Source organism: Aliiroseovarius sp. S253 (assembly GCF_049800855.1).
GTDB lineage: Bacteria > Pseudomonadota > Alphaproteobacteria > Rhodobacterales > Rhodobacteraceae > Aliiroseovarius.
This window is the reverse complement of the sequence record NZ_JBNAFW010000002.1, coordinates 460382-484695: the sequence shown is the minus strand read 5'-3', so window position 1 is coordinate 484695 and position 24314 is coordinate 460382. Positions and strand designations below refer to the sequence as shown.

Annotated in this window: 21 protein-coding genes; 9 read left to right on the top strand and 12 right to left on the bottom strand. The window is 57.0% G+C overall.

Annotated elements, in window-relative coordinates:
• Positions 1-77 precede the first annotated feature (77 nt).
• From ACP15F_RS13840 to ACP15F_RS13825, 4 genes are read right to left on the bottom strand one after another with little or no spacing between them, the layout of a single operon-like run.
• Positions 78-1301, bottom strand: coding sequence for a class I SAM-dependent RNA methyltransferase (locus tag ACP15F_RS13840; protein WP_424941409.1), 1224 nt, complete (start codon positions 1299-1301; stop codon positions 78-80).
• The gene (locus ACP15F_RS13835; protein WP_424941408.1) at positions 1298-2443 is read right to left on the bottom strand and encodes a CCA tRNA nucleotidyltransferase; all 1146 of its coding nucleotides are present in this window, start codon (positions 2441-2443) and stop codon (positions 1298-1300) included. Before ACP15F_RS13835 ends, ACP15F_RS13840 begins: the two co-directional genes overlap by 4 nt.
• On the bottom strand, positions 2440-3045 hold the full coding sequence (locus ACP15F_RS13830) for a CoA pyrophosphatase (RefSeq protein WP_424941407.1): 606 nt from the start codon (positions 3043-3045) through the stop codon (positions 2440-2442). Before ACP15F_RS13830 ends, ACP15F_RS13835 begins: the two co-directional genes overlap by 4 nt.
• Positions 3029-4030, bottom strand: a complete 1002-nt coding sequence (locus ACP15F_RS13825; protein WP_424941406.1) for an Hsp33 family molecular chaperone HslO — start codon at positions 4028-4030, stop codon at positions 3029-3031. The genes ACP15F_RS13830 and ACP15F_RS13825 overlap by 17 nt, the downstream gene beginning before the upstream one ends.
• 70 nt (positions 4031-4100) lie before the next feature.
• Here ACP15F_RS13825 and ACP15F_RS13820 point away from each other — a divergent pair, with 70 nt between their 5' ends.
• Positions 4101-4544 carry an NUDIX domain-containing protein gene (locus ACP15F_RS13820; RefSeq protein ID WP_424941405.1) on the top strand — a complete coding sequence of 148 codons (444 nt, stop codon included), beginning with the start codon at positions 4101-4103 and terminating at the stop codon, positions 4542-4544.
• On the opposite strand, the gene ACP15F_RS13815 is transcribed toward ACP15F_RS13820, so the two are convergent.
• The gene (locus ACP15F_RS13815) at positions 4526-5821 is read right to left on the bottom strand and encodes a PP2C family protein-serine/threonine phosphatase (protein ID WP_424941404.1); all 1296 of its coding nucleotides are present in this window, start codon (positions 5819-5821) and stop codon (positions 4526-4528) included. The two genes, ACP15F_RS13820 and ACP15F_RS13815, sit on opposite strands and share 19 nt — an antisense overlap.
• Positions 5822-5978: 157 nt before the next feature.
• On the opposite strand from ACP15F_RS13815, the gene ACP15F_RS13810 reads away from it, so the two are divergent.
• Entirely contained in the window at positions 5979-6293 is a 315-nt protein-coding gene (locus ACP15F_RS13810; protein ID WP_424941403.1) for an Hpt domain-containing protein, read from the top strand.
• Here ACP15F_RS13810 and ilvA read toward each other — a convergent pair.
• Positions 6290-7537: a threonine ammonia-lyase IlvA gene (gene ilvA, locus ACP15F_RS13805; protein WP_424941402.1), complete on the bottom strand. Its 1248-nt coding sequence runs from the start codon at positions 7535-7537 to the stop codon at positions 6290-6292. The two genes, ACP15F_RS13810 and ilvA, sit on opposite strands and share 4 nt — an antisense overlap.
• 47 nt (positions 7538-7584) lie before the next feature.
• The gene (locus ACP15F_RS13800; protein ID WP_424941401.1) at positions 7585-8373 is read right to left on the bottom strand and encodes a hypothetical protein; all 789 of its coding nucleotides are present in this window, start codon (positions 8371-8373) and stop codon (positions 7585-7587) included.
• A gap of 171 nt (positions 8374-8544) precedes the next feature.
• On the opposite strand from ACP15F_RS13800, the gene ACP15F_RS13795 reads away from it, so the two are divergent.
• Positions 8545-9792 carry an argininosuccinate synthase gene (locus ACP15F_RS13795; RefSeq protein WP_424941400.1) on the top strand — a complete coding sequence of 416 codons (1248 nt, stop codon included), beginning with the start codon at positions 8545-8547 and terminating at the stop codon, positions 9790-9792.
• A gap of 75 nt (positions 9793-9867) precedes the next feature.
• The gene (locus ACP15F_RS13790) at positions 9868-10155 is read left to right on the top strand and encodes an SCP2 sterol-binding domain-containing protein (RefSeq protein ID WP_424941399.1); all 288 of its coding nucleotides are present in this window, start codon (positions 9868-9870) and stop codon (positions 10153-10155) included.
• A 7-nt stretch (positions 10156-10162) separates the two neighbouring features.
• On the opposite strand, the gene ACP15F_RS13785 is transcribed toward ACP15F_RS13790, so the two are convergent.
• Positions 10163-11035, bottom strand: a complete 873-nt coding sequence (locus ACP15F_RS13785; protein ID WP_424941398.1) for a ribokinase — start codon at positions 11033-11035, stop codon at positions 10163-10165.
• Positions 11036-11208: 173 nt separating this feature from the next.
• Here ACP15F_RS13785 and ACP15F_RS13780 point away from each other — a divergent pair, with 173 nt between their 5' ends.
• From ACP15F_RS13780 to ACP15F_RS13770, 3 genes are all read left to right on the top strand, one after another.
• Positions 11209-12225 (top strand): isocitrate/isopropylmalate dehydrogenase family protein, encoded by a 1017-nt coding sequence (locus tag ACP15F_RS13780; RefSeq protein ID WP_424941397.1) that lies wholly within the window; start codon positions 11209-11211, stop codon positions 12223-12225.
• A gap of 63 nt (positions 12226-12288) precedes the next feature.
• A complete protein-coding gene (locus ACP15F_RS13775) occupies positions 12289-13044 on the top strand; it encodes a GNAT family N-acetyltransferase (protein WP_424941396.1) in 756 nt (251 codons plus the stop codon).
• Between the two features lie 139 nt (positions 13045-13183).
• Entirely contained in the window at positions 13184-15400 is a 2217-nt protein-coding gene (locus ACP15F_RS13770; RefSeq protein ID WP_424941395.1) for an NADP-dependent isocitrate dehydrogenase, read from the top strand.
• A gap of 53 nt (positions 15401-15453) precedes the next feature.
• Here the strand turns inward: ACP15F_RS13770 and ACP15F_RS13765 are convergent, their stop codons facing one another.
• The 3 genes from ACP15F_RS13765 to ACP15F_RS13755 form a co-directional block, all read right to left on the bottom strand.
• Entirely contained in the window at positions 15454-16317 is an 864-nt protein-coding gene (locus ACP15F_RS13765; protein WP_424941394.1) for a hypothetical protein, read from the bottom strand.
• A gap of 41 nt (positions 16318-16358) precedes the next feature.
• Positions 16359-17327, bottom strand: a complete 969-nt coding sequence (locus ACP15F_RS13760) for a glutathione S-transferase family protein (protein ID WP_424941393.1) — start codon at positions 17325-17327, stop codon at positions 16359-16361.
• Positions 17328-17477: 150 nt separating this feature from the next.
• Positions 17478-19739, bottom strand: coding sequence for an NADP-dependent malic enzyme (locus ACP15F_RS13755; protein WP_424941392.1), 2262 nt, complete (start codon positions 19737-19739; stop codon positions 17478-17480).
• 232 nt (positions 19740-19971) lie between these two features.
• Between ACP15F_RS13755 and galE the strand changes: the two genes are divergently transcribed.
• Together galE and mutS are read left to right on the top strand one after the other, a co-directional pair.
• Positions 19972-20982 carry a UDP-glucose 4-epimerase GalE gene (galE, locus tag ACP15F_RS13750; RefSeq protein WP_424941391.1) on the top strand — a complete coding sequence of 337 codons (1011 nt, stop codon included), beginning with the start codon at positions 19972-19974 and terminating at the stop codon, positions 20980-20982.
• A 95-nt stretch (positions 20983-21077) separates the two neighbouring features.
• Positions 21078-23699 (top strand): DNA mismatch repair protein MutS, encoded by a 2622-nt coding sequence (mutS, locus tag ACP15F_RS13745; protein ID WP_424941642.1) that lies wholly within the window; start codon positions 21078-21080, stop codon positions 23697-23699.
• A gap of 53 nt (positions 23700-23752) precedes the next feature.
• Here mutS and ACP15F_RS13740 read toward each other — a convergent pair whose 3' ends face one another.
• Positions 23753-24313 (bottom strand): nucleotide exchange factor GrpE, encoded by a 561-nt coding sequence (locus ACP15F_RS13740; RefSeq protein ID WP_424941390.1) that lies wholly within the window; start codon positions 24311-24313, stop codon positions 23753-23755.
• Position 24314: the final 1 nt, after the last annotated feature.

The following is a 24314-nucleotide window of genomic DNA, read 5'->3' as shown; positions in this document are numbered from 1 at the left end:
TTTGACACATGGTAACGCGCACGCAGGGCAACTCAAACCCTATCAAACCCGTCGGATCAATTGGTGCAATTTCCAGCTTACCGGCGCTGGAAACTGGCCACCTGTTCGGTATGAGTTGACCAGCGGAACTGATCCACGACCTGTATCCAATCCATTTCAAACCCTGCATCAAGCAAAATCTTTGCATCCCGGGCGAAACTGACCGCATTGCAAGACACCATCGCCACAGTCGACAGATCCGACGCTGCGATTTGTTCGATCTGCGCTTCGGCTCCGGCGCGGGGCGGGTCGATGACAGCAGCATCGAAACGCTTCAAGTCTTCCTCATAAAACGGATTTCGGTACAGATCGCGCGTCTCGGTTGTCACCTCGCGCAGACCTTGGGCATGACGCCACCCGGCATCGAGCGCTTTCAGCATGCTGTCCACACCTTCGACCGCGTGGACAAATGCGTTTTCCGCCAATGGCAGGGCAAACGTCCCGCACCCCGCAAACAGATCCACGATATGATCCGCATCCCCCACTGCCTCACGCACGGCTGCCAGCAAGGCGGCTTCGCCCTCACGCGTGGCTTGCAGGAACGAACCCGGAGGAGGCGTCACGCCAGCAGCTCCAAAGCTCTGTGTCGGCGGGGTTTCCATCGCGATTACTTCGCCATCCCACGACAGGCGGGCAAAGCCGAACCGATTTACGGCCTGACCTAACTCGGCCTGAAGCGCGCGATCCAGCGGCTTGCCCCCGGTGACCGAGATATCCAGCCCCGCATTCGAGACAGTCGCATTGATCGACAACTCACCCTTGCGCGACGCGCCGAGCGTGGTTAGCTCGCCCAGCGCAGGCAGGGCTTGCAGGATCTCGGGATGGATAAGGTGACACTGCGAAATCTCGGTGATGGTGCCCGACCGACGGCCATGAAACCCAACAATCGGTGCTTTCTTTCCCCGTCGCGCCGACAGCACAGCACGCCGTCTGGACCGGGCGGGCGAGGTATGGATCGGTCTAAAACTAGTCTCTATCCCGTGGGAAAACAGCGCATTTCGGACAATCTCGGTCTTCCAATTCGCCACGAACTCATCCGAGGCATGCATCAAGGAACATCCCCCACACGTGTTGTAGTGCGGGCAAGCAGGTTTCACCCGATCGGCTGATGGCGTGACAATCTTTGGCACATCGATCCGGTCGCCCGACACGTCCCCGCGAACAACCTCGCCCGGCAAGGTGCGGGCCGCAAAGATCGGTCCATCTGCGATCCCATCGCCCAAATGGCCCAGACGGGTGATTGTGTGCGTCACATCGCTCATTTCAGCAACTCCTCGCGCGTTAGGGTGAAGCCCGATGCGATCCAACTTGTCTCAAGCTCGCGCAGCCTTTCGCCCAACGCCGGGCCACGAAGGTCTGGCATCAGGTCGACCGGCTTGATGGGGAATTTGGCAGCGGCTCCGACCTCGATCTGGTGGTCCAGTCCATCGGGCAGCGGCGTTTCAAACATCACAGCGCGCAGCAGGGCAATGTTTCGTGCCTGATCGGCCCCCAATCTGAAGGCCAGCTCTCCTGTTCCTGCGGCCGATCCCATCCCGTGTCGCAAGTCCTCAAGCCGTTTCGCCTGCTTCTTTGACAATCGCAGCGCCTTTGCGACGCCATGCCCGCCCAAAAGCGCCAGACGTCGTAAGGAATCCACGGCCAAATCTGCCTCAAGATGCACAAGAACCGCCAGCTTCGACGCATCCGCGCCGGGCAATATGTGCGCCAGAACACCAGACTGCGCCATTGCCGCCATTGAAGGCGCGGGATCGGGGGCAGACAGGATTTTAAGCATCTCTGTTCCCACACGCTCTTTCGAAAGCGTCTCTAACCCACCCAAATTCGCAGCACAGGCCGCAAGCCCATCAGGATCAATCCCCTTGTCGTCATCGCCATACCAAGCGTGAAATCGGAAAAATCTAAGGGTACGCAGATAGTCTTCCCGGATTCGCGCGCCTGCATCATCGATAAACCGCACGCGTCGCGCTTGCAGATCAGGAAGCCCGCCCAGCGGGTCCAAGACCTGCCCTGTCGGGTCGGCATAGAGCGCGTTCATCGTGAAATCGCGGCGCCTCGCATCATCCTCGACCTGATCCGAATACGCGACGACGGCGCGACGCCCGTCAGTTTGAACATCCTTACGGAAGGTCGTGATCTCATAAGGTTCATGGTCAATGACGATTGTCACTGTGCCATGGTCGATCCCGGTTGGCAGCACACGCAATCCTGCCTCTTCGGCCAGCTCCATCACGCGCGCGGGCAAGGCGTCCGTGCACATATCCAGATCCGAAATCCCAACCCCCAACAGGTCGTTGCGGACGCATCCGCCGACAAAGTAAACCTGATACCCGGCACCAGACAGCAAAGCGCAAACTTGCTGCGCACCCGGGTCATTGATCCAGTCGCCCTGAATACGGGTCATTGTGCCAGCCTTTCAGCTAATCCGCGCAACATCCGCGCGGTTGCGCCCCAGATGTAATACGGGCCAAGCGGTACCGTTTCGTACCAACGCATTTGCCCCTGCCAATAGCGCCCCTGCCTGCTGAACTTTGCAAGATCAGAAACATGATCGAAAGGTACGCGGAAGGCCTCTTCGACCTCGCCGGGCTCAACGACCGCTGTAAACTCGCTCCGCACCAAACCCACGACAGGGGTCACAGTGAATCCGGTCACAGTTTCATGCGCAGGCAATTGCCCCAGAACTTCGACTTTCGCGGGATTCAGGCCTATCTCTTCATCCGCTTCGCGCAGTGCGGTGGCGACAATATCAGTGTCTAACTCGTCACTTTTGCCGCCCGGAAAGGCGATTTGGCCGGGGTGATGCTTGAGGGCCGAGGACCGCATGGTCAGCACCAGATCCAGTCCATTTCGTGTTTCAACAAACGGCATCAGAACGCCCGCCGGACGAAGCTTTCGCCCGGCAAGAGGTTTCACGCCGGGCGACAGATCAAAGTCCGAGCTTCCCGTCCCCGGCAGGGACAGGGCAGCCCGAAGGCGCAAGATTTGATCAGGCGCTGTCACCATCCACGCCCTTTGCATCCTTGCCAACGGTGGCCGGATCTAGGTCATAATGTGCCCCGCAGAATTGACAATCTGCGGTCACGCGGCCCTCGTCATTGGTCATATGGCCAATGTCGCGCTCGGAATAGATTGACAGGCTTTCGCGCACGCGATCTTCCGAACAAGGACAACCAAAGCTAATCGGCTGCGGATCATAGACGCGCGGCGCTTCCTCGTGGAACAGGCGCACCAGCAGGTCTGTTGGTTGAACAGACGGTCCAACCAGCTCAAGTTCTTCTACCGAATCCAGCAGAATATTCGCACGGTTCCAGTTTTCACTGTCCTCATCCGTCAGCAGATCACTGGGTGTCAGCAAGCCGCCCTCACCCGAGCCACCTTCACCCGTCACCTCGGGCGAGGCTTTTGGCATATGCTGCAACATCACACCGCCAGCTCGCCAACCTTCTTGCCCACCGGCCCAGACCGATTTGCCAAAGGTCAGGTGGAAGCGGGTGGGCAGCTGTTCGGATTGCGCGAAGTAAGCCTGTGCGCAATCGGACAGAGAGTTCCCAGCAAGCGGCGTCATGCCCTTATAGGGCTGCTGGCCTTCCTTCTGCTGGATTAGGATCGCAAAAATGCCCTTACCGATCTGCGGAAAGCTGGGACCAGTGGGGTCCAGACGCTCTTCATCAAAGCTAGCGTAGGCGCGGATTTCAGCAGGTTCCCCCGCCACCTTAGGTGCATAGTAATCGGTCGCAATCAATCGCGCCGGACCATCGCCGCGGATCTGCAGCGACAGCTTCCAGCTTTGCTTGATCGTCTGTCCGATCATCGCGGTAAGCATGGCGGCTTCAGCCACCAGCGCTTCGATTGCGGGCGGGTAATTGTGCTGGGACAGGATCGTGTCCAGCACTCCGTCTAGGCGCAAAAGGCGCCCGCGGACATCGCTGTTGTCCAGTTGGAATGGCAGAATGGTGTCATCCCATGCGATTTGAGATCCAAGAGTCATTGGGGTTTCCTATCGGCGTTCAGCTTGGCATACCGCGTCTATATGGTGGCAGCAACCGAATGGAAAAGGGATGATGCGAAGATTTGGGGCACCAAAGCAGCGAAATCAGCACTACACCCCGCGTCCGGGCGCGTATGCGATCCTTGCCTCTGGTCTGGATGTGCTGATCACCCATCAGGGCGGCGTGTTCGATGAATACCAGCTGCCGGGCGGCGGAATTGATGCAGGAGAAAGCGCCATTGCGGCCCTGCATCGTGAGGTGATGGAGGAAACAGGCTGGTCAATCCGGAACCCCTTGCGCATCGGGGCTTATCGCCGGTTTACCTATATGCCCGAATACGATCTTTGGGCCGAAAAGATCTGTCACATCTTCCTAGCCGTCCCAGTTCGGCGGATCAGCGCACCGATTGAACCCGATCACAGCGCGATTTGGAGCAATGTTCACACCGCCACAAAAATCCTGCACAGCGCTGGTGATCGTCATTTTATGCAAAGCTATGTGCGCGATTTATAGGTCAGCATCACACAAGATAGATCATCGCCGAACTCCTGCCCGCCTGCAAACAGGTCCAGATCCCAGACCATCGCGTCAAACAGCATCTCGTTCGTTAGGCCGCTGTTTTTCTCAAGAATCTCACCAAATCCTTGTTCGTCAACTTGAACTCCATCGATATCTTCACATTCGGTGAAGCCGTCCGAATAGAAAATCAGCCGTTCTCCCGGTTGAAGGTGCAGATGTTGACGTTCGAATTCAGCGGCCGGGATAAGACCAATCGGCATTCCCCCTTCCCCTATGAAATGCGCCTGGCCTGATCGGTTCAGGACCACTGCGTTTGGATGGCCGCACTGGGCAAATTCCACCCTTCCTGTGGTCATATCCAGATACCCGAACAGCATCGTGAAATAATGCTCGGACAACATGTCCTTTGTTAAAAGCGTATTCAGTTGAGCCGCGACCATCTCTGGTGGCTGGCGGTGGTGATTTCCGTCCTCCTGCTCGATCAGTGCGATGTTATGCGCCGGCGAGCCTTCAGATAGGTATGACGCCAGTCGCGCAGTCAGCAACGCCGAGGCAATGCCATGACCAGACACATCAATCGAATAGAAGGCGATGTGATCCTTTCCAGCGTCAAAAAACCCGACAAGATCGCCGCCCACATGGCCACAGGGCTTCAACAGCAAGGACACTTCCGCTCGTCCCCAGTCACGGAAGGACTCACGCACCAAAGACTGCTGCATCTTCCGAGCTTCAACCAAATCGCGGTCCAACGAATCATAGAGCGTTTTCAGCTCGGCCAGCGCGGATGACACCAGCCGGTTTGTTTCCTGAAGCTCCCGCTCCATCGACAAAATACGCCCACCAGCCGCGATACGCGCCCGCAGTTCGTCCGGGTTGAAGGGTTTGGCCAGAAAATCGTCGGCCCCAACATCTAAGCCGCGCGTAACCGCGTCTTTGTCCGACTTCGACGTCAGCAGGATGAAATAGACATAACCCTTCGCGCTTTGCGCCCGGATCGCTTGGCACAACTCCAACCCGTTCATGCCGGGCATCATCCAATCGCTGAGGATCAGGTCGAAATCCTGTGCAGTAAACAGCTTGATCGCGTCAAGCCCTGATCCGGCTTCGGTAACCTGATAGCCCTGTTTCGCCAGCGACCGGGACATCAGGCTGCGTTGGGCACGGCTGTCATCGACCAGCAGAATACGCTGAATCGAATCAGGTCTGACCGCGTCCTTTTGCGCGGCACGTGTGCTGATAACCTCAGTGTTATGTGGTTTTGCTACACCCAAGATTGCCCCAAGACTTTTAGAACATACGACATTCTCGATCATCTTTAGGGCGCGCGTTTTAACAGGTCTTTAAAGATAAAATTCAACATTATCTGTACTTATAACAGTATGTTAACCTGCATCTCGCATGATCCCCGCGGACAAGCAGGAGGCGCCCATGATCGACTGGAGCCGCGTAAACGAATTGAAAGATGAAATCGGGGAAGAAGATTTTGGCGAAGTGGCCGAAATTTTTCTAGAAGAAGTGGACGAGGTGATTGCGCGCCTAAGGTCCAATCCGGATCCCGCGCAGTTCGAACATGACATGCATTTCCTGAAAGGCTCGGCCCTGAACCTAGGATTTCAAGACCTGTCCGAGATATGCAGTCAGAACGAGCAAGCCGCGGCAAATGGTCAGGGCAACCAAATCCAGCTTGCGCCTGTCTTCACCGCCTATGACCAGTCCAAGCTGGAGTTTTTGGCGCAGTGCTAGACCACGAATTCCGCAATGGTTTCGTCGTCCGTGATGTCCGAGAAGGCAAAGCCGTGCTCTTCCAGCCGCTTTTCCAGCAGATCGAAATTCTCGGGCTGGCTGGTTTCGATGCCAAGTAGAACAGACCCGAAATTGCGCGCGCTTTTCTTCATGTATTCGAACCGAGCAATGTTGTCGTCCGGGCCAAGGATCTGAAGGAAGTCTTTCAACGCGCCGGGGCGTTGCGGAAGCCGTAGCAGGAAATACTTCTTAAGCCCGGCGAAACGCTGTGCGCGCTCTTTTACATCAGGCAGCCGTTCGAAATCGAAATTGCCGCCAGAGGTCACACAGACCACCGTTTTTCCGCGAACTTCGTCCCCAAGGTCTTTCAGGGCATCAATCGACAGCGCTCCGGCGGGCTCTAGCACCACGCCCTCGACATTCAGCATGTCCAGAATTGTCAGGCAAATCCGATCCTCGGGTACCGACAGCACATGAGCTGGATCAACATGTTTCAGAACGTCAAACGTCATGGCTCCGATCCGGGCTACGGCGGCGCCATCGACAAAATTATCCACGTAATCCAATGCAACCGGACGTCCGGCGTCCAGCGCTGCCTGAAGACTGGCCCCGCCAGCAGGCTCGACATAGCGCAAAGCTGTTTCTGGCGCGGTTTCGCCAAGATACTTCGTGATCCCAGACGACAGCCCTCCTCCTCCGACGGGCAGAATGACCAGATCCGGCGCGCGTCCAAGTTGCGACACGATCTCGGCCGCAACGCTTGCCTGCCCTTCGATCACATCCGTATCGTCAAAAGGCGACAGGAAATGGCCCCCTTCGGCTTCACAATACTCCTGAGCGGCTTTCAGGGTGTCGTCGAAATAGTCCCCGACCAGTCGGATTTCGATACTATCCCCGCCGAAAATTCGTGTTTTCTCGATCTTCTGTTGAGGCGTGGTAACGGGCATGAAGATCACGCCGCGCACACCGAAATGACGGCTGGTGTAGGCTACGCCCTGAGCGTGATTGCCAGCAGAGGCACAAACAAACAGATCCCGCGAGGGGTCTGCAGCCAGCGCCTTGCCCATCGCATTCAGAGCGCCACGGATTTTGTAACTGCGCACAGGGCTCAGGTCTTCCCGCTTCAACCAGATGTCAGCTCCATAACGAGCTGACAGGTGGTCGTTGCGTTGAAGTGGGGTCGCGGGGAAAAGCGCCCGCATCTGCTGTTCAGCCACACGGGCCCGTTTCAGAAAATCGCTCATGCAGAATGTGTGACCCAAAGCGTTGTAACTTGGCAAGCCAGATTTCGTCAGGCCACCAATCCGCGACCTTCCACATAGACACCGTAAAGCGTGGTCATAAAGCTGATTTGGAAGAAAATCACGAACCACGAGAAGAGCAAGTGGAACGGCAACACGATGATCATCACGCCAGCACCCAACACAGCAAACAGAATTGCCGCAATGATCATGTACGCAAACATGATCGCCAACATAATCAGCGCGCACATCAGGATCGGCCAGCTTGATCCGCGTGTCGCGGCCCAAGCGCCCGCAAGGCTAAGGCGCTGAGACACAGCGCGCGATACTAGACTTGTCGAAAGACGTGACAGCACAATCACGACCGCCAGAAACGTAGCCAGAAACCCAACCACAAAAAGGGCAATCATCCCAGCCGATGGATTCTGACCACTTTCAATTCCGGTAACAGAAAATGCGCCCACAAGAATGATGGGAAGCGCCAACACAAGATAGATTACGAACAGTGCGATCACCCACAGAATATACCGAAAAACTTCAACCCCGTGGAAGGGCGGGATCCATCCGCCGGAGCTTTCTTCCAGAAGAACATAGCGGTGCCACGCAACAGCCACCCATGCGCCCATCACCAATGATACGATAGAGGGGATATAGGACAGTAAGATGAACGGAATCGTACCAAGACTAAGCATCAAGTTGGGGTAGGACATCAGCCCAAACGAAAACACCATCTGAAACGCCAATGACGCCAAAAACAGCACCAGCGACAGTCGGAACGCTGTCCCCATGTTGCGACGGACCATATCGTAGGCATGTTTGAACAGTTCTGAACCAGTCATAATTCTTCTCACTTGCAATGCTTTTGGCGTGAAAATCACAGAACTTGCCGCGGTTCAACCAGAAGTGGCCCATCCAACTTCAAGCAACGCTTGCCCCGCCTTTAAATAAAGGATAATCGCCCGGTAACCTCGCCGTTTTTCACCGTGCGATACTCTGTGAAAGGGAAACTGATGATTTCGTCCAACACCGCGCCGCAGGCTGCGCCGAAAAAAGTTGTTCTGGCTTACTCGGGTGGCCTTGATACCTCGATCATCCTGAAGTGGCTGCAAACTGAATATGGTTGCGAAGTGATCACCTTCACCGCCGACCTTGGTCAGGGCGAAGAGCTTGAGCCCGCGCGCAAGAAAGCCGAAATGATGGGCATCAAGCCCGATAACATCCACATCGAAGACCTGCGTGAAGAATTCGTGCGTGATTACGTCTTCCCGATGTTCCGCGCCAACGCGCAGTATGAAGGTCTGTACCTGCTGGGCACCTCGATCGCACGCCCGTTGATTTCGAAGCGTCTGGTGGAAATCGCCGCCGAGCACGGCGCTGACGCTGTCAGCCACGGCGCGACCGGTAAAGGCAACGACCAGGTTCGTTTCGAACTGGCGGCTTACGCGCTGAACCCCGAGATCGTCGTAATCGCCCCGTGGCGTGAGTGGGATCTTGGCTCGCGCACCAAACTGCTGGACTTCGCCGAGAAGAACCAGATTCCGATTGCCAAGGACAAGCGCGGCGAGGCTCCGTTCTCGGTTGATGCAAACCTGCTGCACACCTCGTCGGAAGGTAAAGTTCTGGAAGATCCCGCCGAGGATGCACCGGATTACGTCTATCAGCGCACCGTGCACCCGGAAGATGCGCCGGACACGCCCGAATTCATCGAGATTGAGTTCGAAAAAGGCGATCCCATTGCCATCAACGGCGAAAAGATGTCGCCCGCAACCATCCTGACCGAGCTGAACGAATACGGTCGCAAGCACGGCATTGGCCGTCTGGATCTGGTGGAAGGCCGCTATGTCGGTATGAAATCGCGTGGGATTTACGAAACTCCCGGCGGAACCATCCTTCTGGATGCCCACCGTGGTATCGAGTCGATCACCATGGACCGCGGCGCAATGCACCTGAAAGACGAGCTGATGCCGAAATACGCAGAGCTTCTGTACAACGGCTATTGGTTCTCGCCCGAGCGTGAGATGCTTCAGGCTGCCATCGACCTGAGCCAAGAGCACGTGACCGGTACCGTTCGCATGAAGCTGTACAAAGGTCTGGCCCGTGTGGTTGGCCGTTGGTCGGATCACTCGCTGTACTCGGAAGAGCACGTGACCTTCGAAGAAGACATGGGCGCTTACGACCAGACCGACGCCGCCGGCTTCATCCAGCTGAACGCACTGCGTCTGAAGCTGATCGCGATGCGCAACAAACGCGTCAAGTAAACTCGCGCCACGTCACTGTGGACCGCGTTCAAACGCCCCCGTATCACACGGGGGCGTTTTTACATGAGGACCCCCATGCCCCTGACCCACATCGTCGAAAAGATTGAACGCGGCCTGACCAAGGTTCCGTTCGAGGAAAGCCTGAAGCTTGATTGCGGTGAGGATGGCGTAATCGTTTTGCAGGGCGGGATGCTGTCGCGTGAAGACGTGGATACGGATTGCACCATCTCTATGTCCCACGCCAATCTGGAAAAGCTGATGAAGGGCGATTTGAACCCGATGACCGCTTTCATGATGGGCAAGATTAAAGTCTCGGGCGATGTGTCGATCGCGATGCGTTTGGGGCAGCTTCTGAAGGGCTAATTAGACTCTAATCTGCCAAATACCTATCGACTTCCGAACGCAAGGGTATCGCATCCGCGGTTCCGAACCGTGTGACTTTGATGGCTGATGCCGCCGCGCCCAGTTGCATCGCCCGTTCCGGCGGCATGCCTTGATCCAATCCAGCGGCGACATATCCAATAAAGCAGTCCCCCGCGCCAGTCGTGTCAACAGTTGTGACCGGAAAGGCCGGGGTTTGTACCGTCTCGATGCCATCTTCAAGCCAGACCGCCCCGTCTGCGCCTTTCGTGATCACCACTACCGGCAAGTTTAGGTCCGCAATTGACACGCCCAGCGCGGCGGTTAACTGCTGCGCTTCGACCGCATTCAACACAAGCATATCTGCATGGGGCAGCATCTGTTTGGCGTCCTCGGTTACAAAAGGCGCTGCGGAATAAATCACGCGCATACCACGCGCCCGCGCCACCTTCGCCGCCTCGACCGTCAGATTGGTTTCATTTTGCAGGATCAGAGCATCGCCCGGCTTGGCACGGGCCAGCGCCGCATCAATCTGATCCACCTTCAAAGAGGTATTCGCGCCGGTATAGAGAATGATTTGGTTCTCGCCCCGTGCATCAACAACAATGTTCGCGTGCCCGGTTGCTGTCCCTAGCTGCTTAACATGGTTGATATCGACACCCGCACCCTTAAGCGTATCCAAACACCATTGCCCTTCCGGCCCAACGGCTCCGATATGCACGACATTAGAACCGGCCCGCGCCGCAGCCACTGACTGATTGGCCCCTTTGCCCCCCAGTCCAACCTTGTAGTCATGCGCCGTTAACGTCTCGCCCGGGGCGGGCATGTGGGTCACACGATAGAAGTTGTCGATATTAATGGATCCGAGATTGAAAATGGTCACGGGCGCCTCCTTGCCCGTCCACGTTAGCGTGCTTGCCCACAGGTGCAAGTCGCGCCTAGGATAGGGGGGAACTGCCTTGTTTTATTCACCTTTTTGAATAGGACTTTGCTATTGTATTCCATTGTATACAGTTTATACGAGCCATAAACGCGCTCATCAGCATGGAGACGACCATGACAAAGATCCAAGCCACCTTGATCCCCGGCGACGGGATTGGCCCCGAAATCACCGAAGCCGTCACCGCAATCCTCGACAAAATGGGCAGCCCGTTTGAGTGGGATGTCCAACAGGCCGGGATGACCGCTTTCGATTCTGTCGGCACGCCTCTGCCCGAGGCCACACTGGAAAGCATCCGCAAAACCAAGCTGGCGCTGAAGGGTCCGCTGACCACGCCTGTTGGTGGAGGGTTCAAGTCGATTAACCTGCAACTGCGTCAGGCGTTCAACCTCTATGCCAACGTCCGCCCAACCAAGACGATCAAGCTGGACGGGCGCTTTGACAACGTTGATATGGTGATCTTCCGCGAGAACCTCGAGGGGTACTACATCTCGGACGAAGGTTACATGGAGCACAACGGCGACCCCGAGGGCAAAGTCTTCTCGACCGGGTACAACACCAAAGAAGGTGCCCAGCGCATCACCCGCGCCGCATTCGAATATGCACTGGCGAACGGGCGCAAGAAGGTCTCGATCGTGCACAAGGCCAACATCCTGAAGCTGCTGTCTGGCATGTTTCTGGAAGAAGCCCGTAAGATTGCACAGGAATACGAAGGCCGCGTCGATTTCGACGAGCGCATCGTCGATGCCTGTGCCATGCAGATGGTCATGTACCCGGATGCCTTTGACGTGATCGTCACCACAAACCTGTTTGGCGACATCCTGTCGGATCTGGCCGCCGGCCTTGTGGGCGGTCTGGGCCTGGCCCCGGGTGCTAACATTGGTAAGGACGCCGCAATCTTCGAAGCCGTCCACGGATCGGCCCCCGACATCGCGGGTCAGCAAAAGGCCAATCCCTGTGCATTCCTGATGGCCGCAGGCCTGATGCTGGAACATGTTGGCAAAACTGACGACGCCCAGCGCCTGAAGAAAGCCGTGATCGAGACGGTGCAGGCCAAAGACCGAGTCACACCGGACCTTGGCGGCACCGGCAACACGATGTCGATTGCCGAAGCGATCATGGACCGCCTGTAAGGCTTGATGCGCCTCAAAGACGCGTGACACCACACATGCGAGCCTTCAACCAAGGAGGCTCGCATGACCAATCTCATCACCATCACAAATAATAACGTCGAAAAGCATGGCTTCTTCTGCAAGATGTCGGCGCGCAAAAGCTCGGCGTGGAAGCGGAAACGCGCGTGGTTGGCAGACCGATTTGAGGAAGGCCTGCAGATGCGGCTTCTGGGTGATGGAGAACGCGGGTTTATCGAATTCACACCCGGAGAGTTTGCGTGGCGCGGAATCGAAAACGCACAAGACTATATGATTATCCACTGCCTGTGGGTGGTTGGAAAAAGCAAAGGCAAAGGGCACGCCAAAGCCCTTCTTGATCACGCCGAGGCATTTGCCCAAGACAACGGCTTCAAAGGCATCGCCGCCCTGACCAGTTCGGGCAACTGGCTTGTGGACAACAAGATTTTGCAAGCGCGCGGATACGATGCAATCGACACGGCCCCTCCCGGATACGCACTTATGGCGCGTTCGTTTGATGGCTCTACGCCAACTCCGAAACTTGTCGGTCGATGGGATAAGAAAGCAGAGGCGCTGGGGGACGGGTTGACCGTGCTGCATTCAGCCCAATGCCCCTATCTTGAAGATGCGGTTCAACACGCCAAAGACGCCGCGGAAGAGGCCGGTATCCCCTTTACCGCATCCGAGATCATCAGCGCGCACGATCTGCGTGCTCGTGTTCCAAATCCGTATGGAGTCTTCTCGATGGTGCTGAATGGCCGGCAGATCGCGTCACATTATCTTTTGAAGAAGCAGATCATGCCATTGCTTGCGCAATCATGATCGAAATCGACCCCTGAATCCCCCAAGTCCCTTTTTTTTCGTGCCGGACTTGTGTATGGGGAAGGGGAAATCCCACCTTTCGCCGTTCAGGGCATTGGCCCCGTGGCGAAGTTTTCCGCGAAAAAAGAGGTGTTCTAAAATGACCGATAAATCGCAAGCAGACATTCTGTATACAATTGTAGACGAAGCGCCCGAGCTGGCCTCGGCCTCGTTCCTGCCGATCATCCGCAAGTTCGTTTCCGCCGCAGGAATTACCGTCGGCACGCCGGACATCTCGCTGGCAGGCCGCATCATCGCGACTTTCCCCGAGAACCTGACCGACGAACAGCGTCAGTCGGACGATCTGGCCGCGCTGGGCGAGCTGGTGAAGACCCCCGGTGCGAACGTGATCAAACTGCCGAACATCTCGGCCTCGGTCCCGCAGCTGGTAGCCGCCATCGAAGAGCTTCAGGGTCAGGGTTACAACATCCCGTCCTATCCGGAAGATCCGTCGACCGACGAAGAAAAAGCCATCCGCGCACGCTTTGACGCCATCAAAGGCTCGGCTGTGAACCCGGTTCTGCGCGAAGGCAACTCGGACCGCCGTTCGGCCCGCGCCGTTAAGAACTTCGCCCAGAACAACCCGCATTCGATGGGTGCTTGGGAATCGTCCTCGAAGACCAAAGTATCGTCGATGCCGGGCAACGACTTCTACGCCAACGAAGTATCGGCCACCATCACCGCCGCTCAGGCCGGTGACGCGAAGATCGAATTCGTCGGCAAAGACGGCTCGACCACCGTTCTGAAAGACGGCTGGCCGCTGGAAGAAGGCACCATCGCGGATGCGACCTTCATGTCGGCAAAAGCTCTGGGTGCCTTCCTGGCTGACGCCATCGAAGACACCAAAAAAGACGGCACCATGTTCTCGCTTCACATGAAAGCGACCATGATGAAAGTGTCGGACCCGATCATCTTCGGCCACGCTGTTAAGGCATGGCTGGGTCCGGTTTGGGACAAGCACGGTGAGGCAATCGCTGCTGCCGGCGGTTCGCCGAACTCGGGTCTGGGCGCGGTTCTGGACGTCATCAACGGCTTGGGCAACGCTGACGAAATCAAAGCGGAAATCGCCGCCTTGGATCGTCCGTCGATGTACATGGTCGACAGCGACAAAGGCATCACCAACCTACACGTGCCGTCGGACGTCATCATCGACGCTTCGATGCCCGCCGTGATCCGCGCAGGCGGTAAAGGTTGGGATGAAGCTGGCAACAAGGGCGACACCAACTGCGTGATCCCCGACCGCTGCTATGCCACCATCTATGATGAAAGCATCAACTTCTTCAAAGCCAACGGCGCGTTGGACGTAACCACCGCTGGTTCAGTGGCAAACGTTGGCCTGATGGCTCAGAAAGCGGAAGAGTACGGTTCGCACCCGACCACTTTTGAAGCGCCTGCAGACGGCACCATCCGCGTCGTGACTGCCAATGGCGACACGCTGCACAGCCACGACGTTGAGGCTGGCGACATCTGGCGTTCGTGCACTGTGAAGAAAGCTCCGATCGAAAACTGGATCGAGCTGGCCCTTGACCGTCAGCGCCTGACCGGTTCGGAAGCTATCTTCTGGCTGGACGCAAACCGCGCCCACGATGCCGAGCTGATCAAATACGTAACCCCCGCTCTGGAAGCTGCCGGTAAAGCCGACCTGTTCCAGATCATGGCCCCACGTGAAGCAACGGCTCAGTCGCTGAAAACCATCACGGCTGGCAACGATAGCATCGCCATCACCGGCAACGTGCTGCGTGACTATCTGACCGACCTGTTCCCGATCCTGGAATTGGGCACCTCGGCCAAGATGCTGTCGATCGTGAAGCTGATGAAAGGTGGCGGTCTGTTTGAAACCGGCGCCGGTGGTTCGGCACCGAAGCACGTTCAGCAGCTGGTTGAAGAAAACCACCTGCGTTGGGACTCGATGGGTGAGTTCTGTGCGCTGGGTGAAAGCCTGAACTTCCTGGCGGACGTCAAAGGCAACGCCAAAGCGGGTGTTCTGGGTGCCGCTGCGGAAGCTGCGACCCAAGGTATTCTGGACAACAACAACTCGCCTTCGCGTAAAGTTGGTCATCCGGATAACCGCGACAGCCACTACTGGTTTGCCCGTTACTGGGCTGATGCTCTGGCCGCTCAGTCGGACGATGCGGGTCTGGCTGCCGAGTTCGCTCCGGTTGCCAAGGCGCTGGCCGACGGTGAAGCAGCCATTCTGGCAGAACTTGCTGCGGCCCAAGGTCCGGCAGCTGACATTGGCGGCTACTTCCGCCCCTCGGTCGAACTGAAAGCCAAAGTGATGCGCCCCTCGGCCACGCTGAACGCGATCATCGACTAAGATACGTCTCTAAATCATCGGAAACCCCGTCCTTGTGGCGGGGTTTTCTGTTTTCAGCGGCCTTGCGTCACGACGCCAGACTGACGCAAAGCAATGCGTTCCGGAAACCAGATCTTTCTGGGTGATGTGTCAAACACTCGGTCGATGAAATCTGAAGACACCCCTCTTCCCAGCATGAAATCACGGTCTCGAGCTTGCTCGGCCTCAATGTCAAACCCCGGCAACCGCTGTGCGTCTTCCAGCGAATAGCTGTGAAACCCCAAACGTGCGTCGGGTCCAATTAGCCGCTGGCCTCCAGCGATGAACACCAAGGTACACGCCGAGCTACAGGTGTCGTTCACTTGGGTATTCAGGCCATGCGTCGCGATCAGTTTGGCAAGGCCACGCGCCTCGAACACATTGCCGCCTTCACTGCTAAGGGTGATGCTTGTGGGGATCGGCTCCTGCGTCAGTTCCTGGCCCAGCGCCTTGGTCACTCCTAGAACAATCTGCCCCTGAAACAGCAGATCTCCATCCGGCTGACGAGTGATCTGATACTGCGCCTGCCGCTCTTGCAACTTGCGTTCTGCAAAGCTGGGTCCACCATCGCCCAACTGCGTCGCCAGACCCAAGGCCCACCACTGTGACACAACAACGAATATCGCGATGATCAGGGCAATCATCCCGCCCCAAATGGGCAGCATCGACCCGGTATCGCGCAACCGCCCTTCCGCTGCGCGGAAATAGCCGACGCTTTGCCACAGCAGACACAGCGCATCGGCGCCAATCAGCAACGCAGCCACCCAAAGCGCAATCGGGGCGTCGCGCAATATCACCAAAATCAGGGCGTAGACAGCCACCCGGACCCCAACGCCGTTGACCCAGAAGCTTTGCCAAAGCGGATGCTTTCCGCGCAGATGGTCCAGCGCATACCCCATAGGCAAGCCTAGGGTCGCGCCGTCGCGCAAGTCAAATAGCGTTAGAAACGGTCCCGGTCATGGGGCCGGTTGAAATCGAGCGCCGGACCTTTTGGCACCACGCGCGTCGGATTGATCGTCTCGTGCGAGTAATAGTAGTGCGACTTGATGTGCTCCATGTTCACCGTCTCGGCCACACCGGGATGTTGATACAACTCGCGCAGATAGTTCGAGATATTCGGGAAATCCTCAATCCGTTTCAGGTTCGTTTTGAAGTGCCCGTGATAGACCGCATCAAACCGGATTAGCGTTGTGAACAGACGCCAGTCGGCCTCGGTCAAGTGGCTGCCGACCAGATAGCGGCTCTCGGTCAGGATGGTTTCAACGCGGTCCAAAGCCTCGAAAAGCGCGTCGAATGCCTGTTCATACGCCTCTTGCGTGGTCGCAAATCCGCAGCGATAGACACCATTATTGATGTTTTGATAGATATCGTCGTTGATCTCGTCGATCTGGGTCCGTAGCGGTTCAGGATAGAAATCCAGCGTGTTTCCGGTCAGCCCGTCAAACGCCGTGTTGAACATCCGAATAATTTCCGAACTTTCATTACTGGCGATCCGGTTTTGTTGCTTGTCCCAAAGAACCGGAACCGTCACGCGGCCCGAGTAATCAGCTTTGTCGGTGGTATAGACTTGATGCATGAAGCTGTGCCCGAACAGCGGATCGGGGTCAGCGGAATCAAACTCCCACCCATTGGACAGCATATGAGGATGCACGGCAGTCACGCCGATCAGATCTTCCAACCCCTTCAGCTTGCGAAAGATCAGCGTGCGGTGCGCCCAAGGGCAAGCAAGCGAGACATACAAGTGATAGCGTCCGGCCTCGGCCTTGAACCCGCCATCACCCGTCGGGCCCGCCGATCCATCTGCCGTGACCCAATTGCGAAAGCGTGCGTCCTCGCGCTTGAATTTCCCGCCAGTTTTCCCGGTGTCGTACCAAACATCCTGCCAAACGCCATCTACAAGCTGACCCATTGGTGCCTCCTATCATCAGCTGGAAAGATAGCACCTCTGAGTGGTCGAGCAATTCAATGTGATACGCGACCTATCTGTTCAAACCTGCACAGAACGAAAAACGGCCCGCAGGATGTCCTACGGGCCGTTTCAGTCTCTAACTTAGCGAGATTAGCGTTTACCCAGACGGGTCGCTGCCAGCATCGCCATGTTCAGAATGTCGTTCGAGGTCGAGTTGGTCGAACAAATCTGGATTGGCTGGTCGATGCCCGACAGGATCGGGCCGATCACTGTGGCGCCTGCCAGTTCTTGCATCATCTTGACCGAGATCGACGCCGAATGGCGTGCCGGAACCACCAAAATGTTGGCGGGGCCGGACAGGCGGCAGAACGGATACTGCGCCATAACATCTGCGTTCAGCGCCACGTCCGCCGTCATTTCGCCTTCAAACTCGAAGTCTACACCGCGCGCTTCCAGAATGGCCGGTGCTTCGTGCAGTTTCGAGGCGCGTTCCGACACCGGATAGCCGAAAGTCGAGAAGCTTACGAATGCCACGCGTGGCTCAAGCCCCAGACCACGTGCTACGGCGGCAGCGCGTTCTGCGATGTTGGCCAGATCTTCGGTTTCGGGCCATTCATGCACCAAGGTATCTGCCATCAGAACGATGCGTCCCTTGTGCAAAATAGCGGTCACACCCACCGCACCATCGCTGGCGCGGGCGTCAAACACGTGGTTGATCCGATCTAGAACGTAAGCCGATTTACGGGTCGCGCCCGTGATCAGACCATCACCATGCCCGTGCGCCAACATCAGCGACGCAAAGACGTGACGGTCGCGCGCGGCCAGACGGTGGATGTCGTGGCGGTCGAAGCCCTGACGCTGAAGGCGCTGGTACAGGAAGTCTTTGTAGGTCTCGAGATGCTCGGTGTTTGCAGCATTTACCACGCGCAGTTCGCGCACGGCATCGCCCAAACCATCGGCGGCCAACTTGGCCTTCACATCTTCTTCACGTCCAACAACAAGCGCGCGACCATAGCCATTACGCTGATATTGCACCGCAGCCCGCAGTGCTTGCGAGTTGTCGCCTTCGGCAAAGATCATCGTCGCCTGGTTCTTACGCGCCCGCGCCGTGATACCGCGCAGGATCGAAGCTGTCGGATCCATCCGCGCCTTCAGGCTTTGTTCATACCCGTCCATATCGATGATCGGACGGCGCGCAACGCCGGTGTCCATTCCAGCCCGTGCAACCGCAGGCGGGATCACGTGGATCAAACGCGGATCAAAGGGCGTCGGAATAATATAGTCGCGACCAAAGGTCAGCTTCTTGCCATAGGCCATGGCAACTTCGTCCGGTACGTCTTCGCGGGCGAGTTCGGCCAGCGCCTGAGCGCAGGCGATCTTCATCTCGTCATTGATGGCACGCGCGTTGATGTCCAGCGCGCCACGGAACAAATACGGGAAGCCCAGCACGTTGTTCACCTGGTTCGGATAATCCGAACGGCCGGTCGCCACAATCGCGTCATTGCGCACTTCGTGGGCCTCTTCCGGCGTAATCTCGGGATCGGGGTTCGCCATAGCGAAGATAACCGGATTGTCGGCCATCGAGGCCACCATGTCCTGAGTCACGGCACCCTTGACCGACACGCCAAGGAAAACGTCAGCGCCGTCCATTGCTTCTTCCAAGGTGCGCAGTTCGGTATTGGCGGCGTGTGCCGACTTCCACTGGTTCATACCTTCTGTACGACCCTGATAGATCACACCCTTGGTGTCGCAGACGATGCAATTGTCATGCTGAGCGCCCATCGCCTTGATCAGCTCGATACAAGCGATGCCCGCCGCGCCTGCGCCATTCAGAACAATGCGACAGTCTTCAATCTTCTTGCCCGACAGATGCAGCGCGTTCAAAAGGCCTGCCGCGCAGATCACCGCCGTGCCATGTTGGTCGTCGTGGAAGACGGGGATGTCCATTTCTTCCTTAAGACGCTGCTCGATGATGAAACACTCGGGCGCTTTGATGTCCTCAAGGTTGATACCGCCGAAGGTCGGGCCCATCAGTTTCACGGCATTGATGATGGCTTCGGGATCTTCGGTGTCCAGTTCGATATCGATCGAGTTCACGTCAGCGAAGCGCTTGAACAGAACTGCCTTGCCTTCCATCACCGGCTTCGACGCCAGCGCGCCCAGATTGCCCAGCCCCAGAACCGCGGTCCCGTTTGAAATCACCGCAACAAGGTTGCCCTTGTTGGTATAGTCATAAGCCGTCTGCGGGTTCTCGGCGATCGCCTCACAGGGCACCGCAACACCTGGCGAATAGGCCAGGGATAGGTCGCGCTGAGTGGTCATCGGGACCGACGGCGTGACCTCGAATTTGCCCGGCGTGGGGTCAATATGGAAGGCAAGAGCCTCTTCATCAGTGATCTTGGCTTTGGGCATGGTTCAGGCCTTTGTCATCTTCTTTCGAAGTCAAACCATTACAGGGGGAAAATCCGGGCCTCAACCGGTATTCGGCTATTAATCTGTCTTTTATTGGGGGTTTCTTGGTAATTGTTGGAAATTATTTCCGAAGATCGCCGCAACAATCGCAATTTCAGATCGAAACTTCATTCCGACGTGCCTTTCAACCCGATCCATCCTATATCTCGATCAATAGATTTGGAGGCATCTCGTGACACAAAAAGTCCTTTTGACCGGCGGCGCAGGGTTCATTGGCTCTCATACCTTTGTCGAACTAACCAAGGCTGGATATCAGGTCGTGATCCTCGATAATTTCTCGAATGCGGATCGGGGCGTACTGGACCGGCTTGAAGTGATCAGCGGCGAGAATGTTGTCCATGTAGATGGCGACGTGCTGGATCAGGACCTGCTGACCCGTGTGTTTGCCGAGCACAAATTTGACGCCGTCATCCATTTCGCCGCTCTGAAGGCTGTTGGTGAAAGCACCGAGAAGCCGCTGGACTATCTGACCACCAACATCTCGGGGCTTTATACGCTTTTGAACGTGATGAAGGCAGCGGGCGTGTTTCGTCTGGTCTTCTCGTCCTCGGCCACTGTTTATGGCCAGCCGGATCAGCTGCCGGTACCGGAAACTGCCCCGCGTAGCTTCAATAATCCATATGGCTATACCAAGCTGGTCTGCGAACAGTCACTTGAACAGGTCGCCGCCGCCGATGACCGCTGGGCTTTCGGTATCCTGCGTTACTTCAACCCCGCCGGCGCCCACGAAACCGGGCTGATTGGCGAAGATCCGAACGATATTCCCAACAACCTGATGCCCTATATCGCCAAGGTCGCCACCGGAGAGCTCGAGAAGCTTTCTGTCTTCGGAAACGACTATAACACGCCCGACGGAACCGGCGTGCGTGACTATATCCACGTGATGGATCTGGCGCGGGGGCATGTACAGTCAGTAGATGCACTGTTGAAAACGGGCGAAGGCCACACTGTGAACCTTGGCACGGGCACCGGCTATTCAGTGATGGACATGCTCCACGCTTATGAGCAAGCCGCCGGGAAAGAGCTTCCCTATCAGATGTCGCCGCGCCGCGCGGGGGATGTTGCCAGTGTTTACGGCGATCCGACAAAAGCGCGCGATGTTCTAGGGTTTGAAGCCGAACGCGGGCTGGATGACATGTGCGAAAGCAGCTGGAATTGGGTCTCGCGCCGCAAAAACACCTGACCCCTCTTTCACCCCGGCGCGCGAGGCCCTAGTCTGTCGCAAAGCAATATGCCGGGGGGCAGCAGGTGAGCGATAAACCAGCCAAGATCACGCCAATGATGGCGCAGTTTCTTGAGATCAAAGAGGGCTATCAGGACGCCCTTTTGTTCTATCGCATGGGCGATTTTTACGAACTGTTTTTTGACGATGCCGTCGCTGCGGCAGCGGCCTTGGACATCGCCCTGACCAAACGCGGCAAACATCTTGGCGAAGACATTCCCATGTGCGGCGTGCCATTTCACGCAGCCGAAGGATACCTTCTGACGCTGATCCGCAAAGGGTTTCGCGTCGCGGTCTGCGAACAGTTGGAAAACCCGGCCGAGGCAAAGAAGCGCGGCTCGAAATCCGTTGTAAAGCGCGATGTGGTACGGCTGGTCACACCCGGAACGCTGACGGAAGAAAGCTTGTTGGACGCACGCCGCCACAACTTCTTGGCCGCCTACAATGTGGTGCGTGACGAAGCGGCTTTGGCGTGGGTTGATATTTCAACCGGTGCCATCCGCGTTATGCCATGCTCACCCGTGCGCTTTGGCCCGGAACTGGCCCGCCTTGCCCCGCGCGAGGTGGTGCTGTCCGAGGCTAATTACCAAGATTGCGCTGAAATAGTGACGGATTCAGGCGCCTCGCCGACCGAGCTGGGGCGCGCAGCCTTTGACAGCACCGGAGCAGAAAAGCGGCTTCTTGACCTGTATAAAATCGGATCACTTGATGCGTTCGGCAGCTTCTCGCGCGCCGAGCTTGGTGCGATGGGCGCGATTGTCGAGTACTTGGACATCACCCAAAAAGGCAAATTGCCCCTTCTGCGTCCACCCGTAAAGGAACTTGCGCAGGGCACGATGCAGATCGACGCCGCGACGCGCCGCAATCTTGAGCTGACACATAGCCTGTCAGGGGGGCGTGACGGTTCACTTTTGTCTGTCATTGACCGGACCGTGACCGCAGGCGGCGGGCGCTTGCTGGAACGACGGATTTCCAGCCCATCGCGTACTCTGTCAGAGATCAACGCTCGGCTAGATGCGGTACGTTTTCTGGTGGAACAGAGACAGATCTGTGAAGACACGCGCGCGTTCTTGCGCAACGTGCCAGATATCGACCGCGCCCTATCCCGTCTTGGCTTGGAACGTGGTGGCCCTCGCGATCTGGGTGCCATTCGCAACGGGCTTGCGGCTGCAAATGATCTTTCCGACAACATATCGCAATCAGATCTGCCGACCAAATTGGCAGAAGCCTCGTCCAGCTTGCGCGGACATGACGATCTAATCGACCTTCTGGATCAAGCTCTGGTCGCGGAACCACCACTTTTAGCCCGCGATGGTGGTTTCATTGCCCCCGGTTATGATGAAGAGCTCGATGAAGCGCGTCAGTTGCGCGACGAGGGGCGCGGTGTGATCGCCGCGATGCAGGCGCAATATGCCGAGCACACTGGGATCAGCTCTCTGAAAGTGAAGCACAACAACGTGCTGGGCTATTTCATCGAAACCACAGCGACCCATGCCGAAAAGATGCTGAACCCGCCACTGTCGGAAACCTATATCCACCGGCAAACCACGGCGAACGCAGTGCGGTTTACCACCGTCGCGCTGAGCGATATGGAAACCAAGATCTTGAACGCGGGAAACCGGGCACTAGAGATCGAAAAACGTCTCTATTCCAGCCTGACTGATGCAATTTTAGATCAGGTGGCTGCGGTTTCCGATACGGCACGCGCACTGTCCGAAATTGATGTGGCAACCGGTTTCGCAGACTTGGCGCGATCCGACAACTGGTCCGCCCCGATTGTAAATGACAGCCGCGTGTTTCACGTGGAAGGTGGCCGTCACCCCGTGGTCGAAGCCGCGCTTCGTAAATCTGGCGAGGCATTTGTAGCCAATGATTGCGACCTTGCCGATGGAGCGAAGGCTGCCGATGTGTGGCTTCTGACCGGCCCGAACATGGCCGGTAAGTCGACCTTTCTGCGCCAAAACGCTTTGATCGCCTTGCTGGCGCAAGCTGGCAGCTTTGTTCCCGCAAAGTCGGCTCATATTGGGCTGGTCTCGCAACTGTTCAGCCGCGTCGGAGCATCCGACGATCTGGCGCGGGGTCGGTCGACCTTTATGGTCGAAATGGTCGAAACGGCCGCCATTCTGAACCAAGCAGACGACCGGGCCTTGGTTATTCTGGACGAAATCGGGCGCGGCACAGCAACCTATGACGGGCTGTCGATTGCATGGGCGACGCTCGAACATCTGCACGACGTCAACAAATCGCGCGCGCTCTTTGCCACCCACTATCACGAGATGACCCAACTGTCCGACAAACTGGACGGGGTCGAAAACGCCACGATTGCTGTGAAAGAGTGGGAAGGAGAAGTGATTTTCCTGCATGAAGTCCGCAAAGGTGCGGCGGATCGGTCTTACGGTGTGCAAGTTGCGAAGCTGGCCGGACTTCCAGACAGCGTAGTGGCCCGCGCAAATGTCGTTCTAGAAGCTCTGGAAAAAGGCGAGCGCGAAGGGTCGGGCCAGAAAGCGGTGATTGATGACCTTCCGCTGTTTTCGGCCATTCCCGAACCTGCAACCATCGCGCCAACCGGCCCAAGCGACCTTGATCGCGCATTGAAAGACATCCACCCGGACGATCTTAAGCCGATCGAAGCTCTAAACTTGCTGTATGAGCTGAAAGAACTGGCCGCGGAAAAGTAAACGCCCCCGGAAATCCGAGGGCGTTTAACTAAATTCAGCCGCGTTAGAGCCGCTTATTTCGGTGTCGACGACACGCCAACCTGCGCCGGGCGCAACAGTCGGTCATGCAGCATGAAGCCTTCAGCCATTACCTGAATGATGTCGCCTGCCTTCGTGCCGGGCACCGGGGCTTCGAACATTGCTTCGTGAACTTCCGGATCAAATTCGTCGCCGACTTCCGGCGACAGCAGGTGAATCCCGTGCTTGTCGAAAATACCCAGCAGCGCGCGCATGGTCAGCTGAACGCCTTCCAGCAGAGCCTTGTCGGCTTCGCCGGCATCGCTCGACGCCTCAAGGGCGCGCTTCATGTTATCGTAAACCGGCAGCATATCGCGTGCCAGCTTCGAGCCGCCATAATTCTCGGCTTCGCGACGGTCACGCTCGCCGCGCTTGCGGGTGTTTTCCGCATCCGCTAGCGCACGCATGAAACGATCTTTCATCTCGTCGCGTTCAGCACGCATCGCGATCAGTTCGTCTTCAAGACTGATCTCGTCTTCCATGGACACTTCTTCGGTCATCAGTTTGTCGATGCCCGGTTCCAGTTCCTCTGCGCGTTCGGTTTTCGCGTCCGTCATA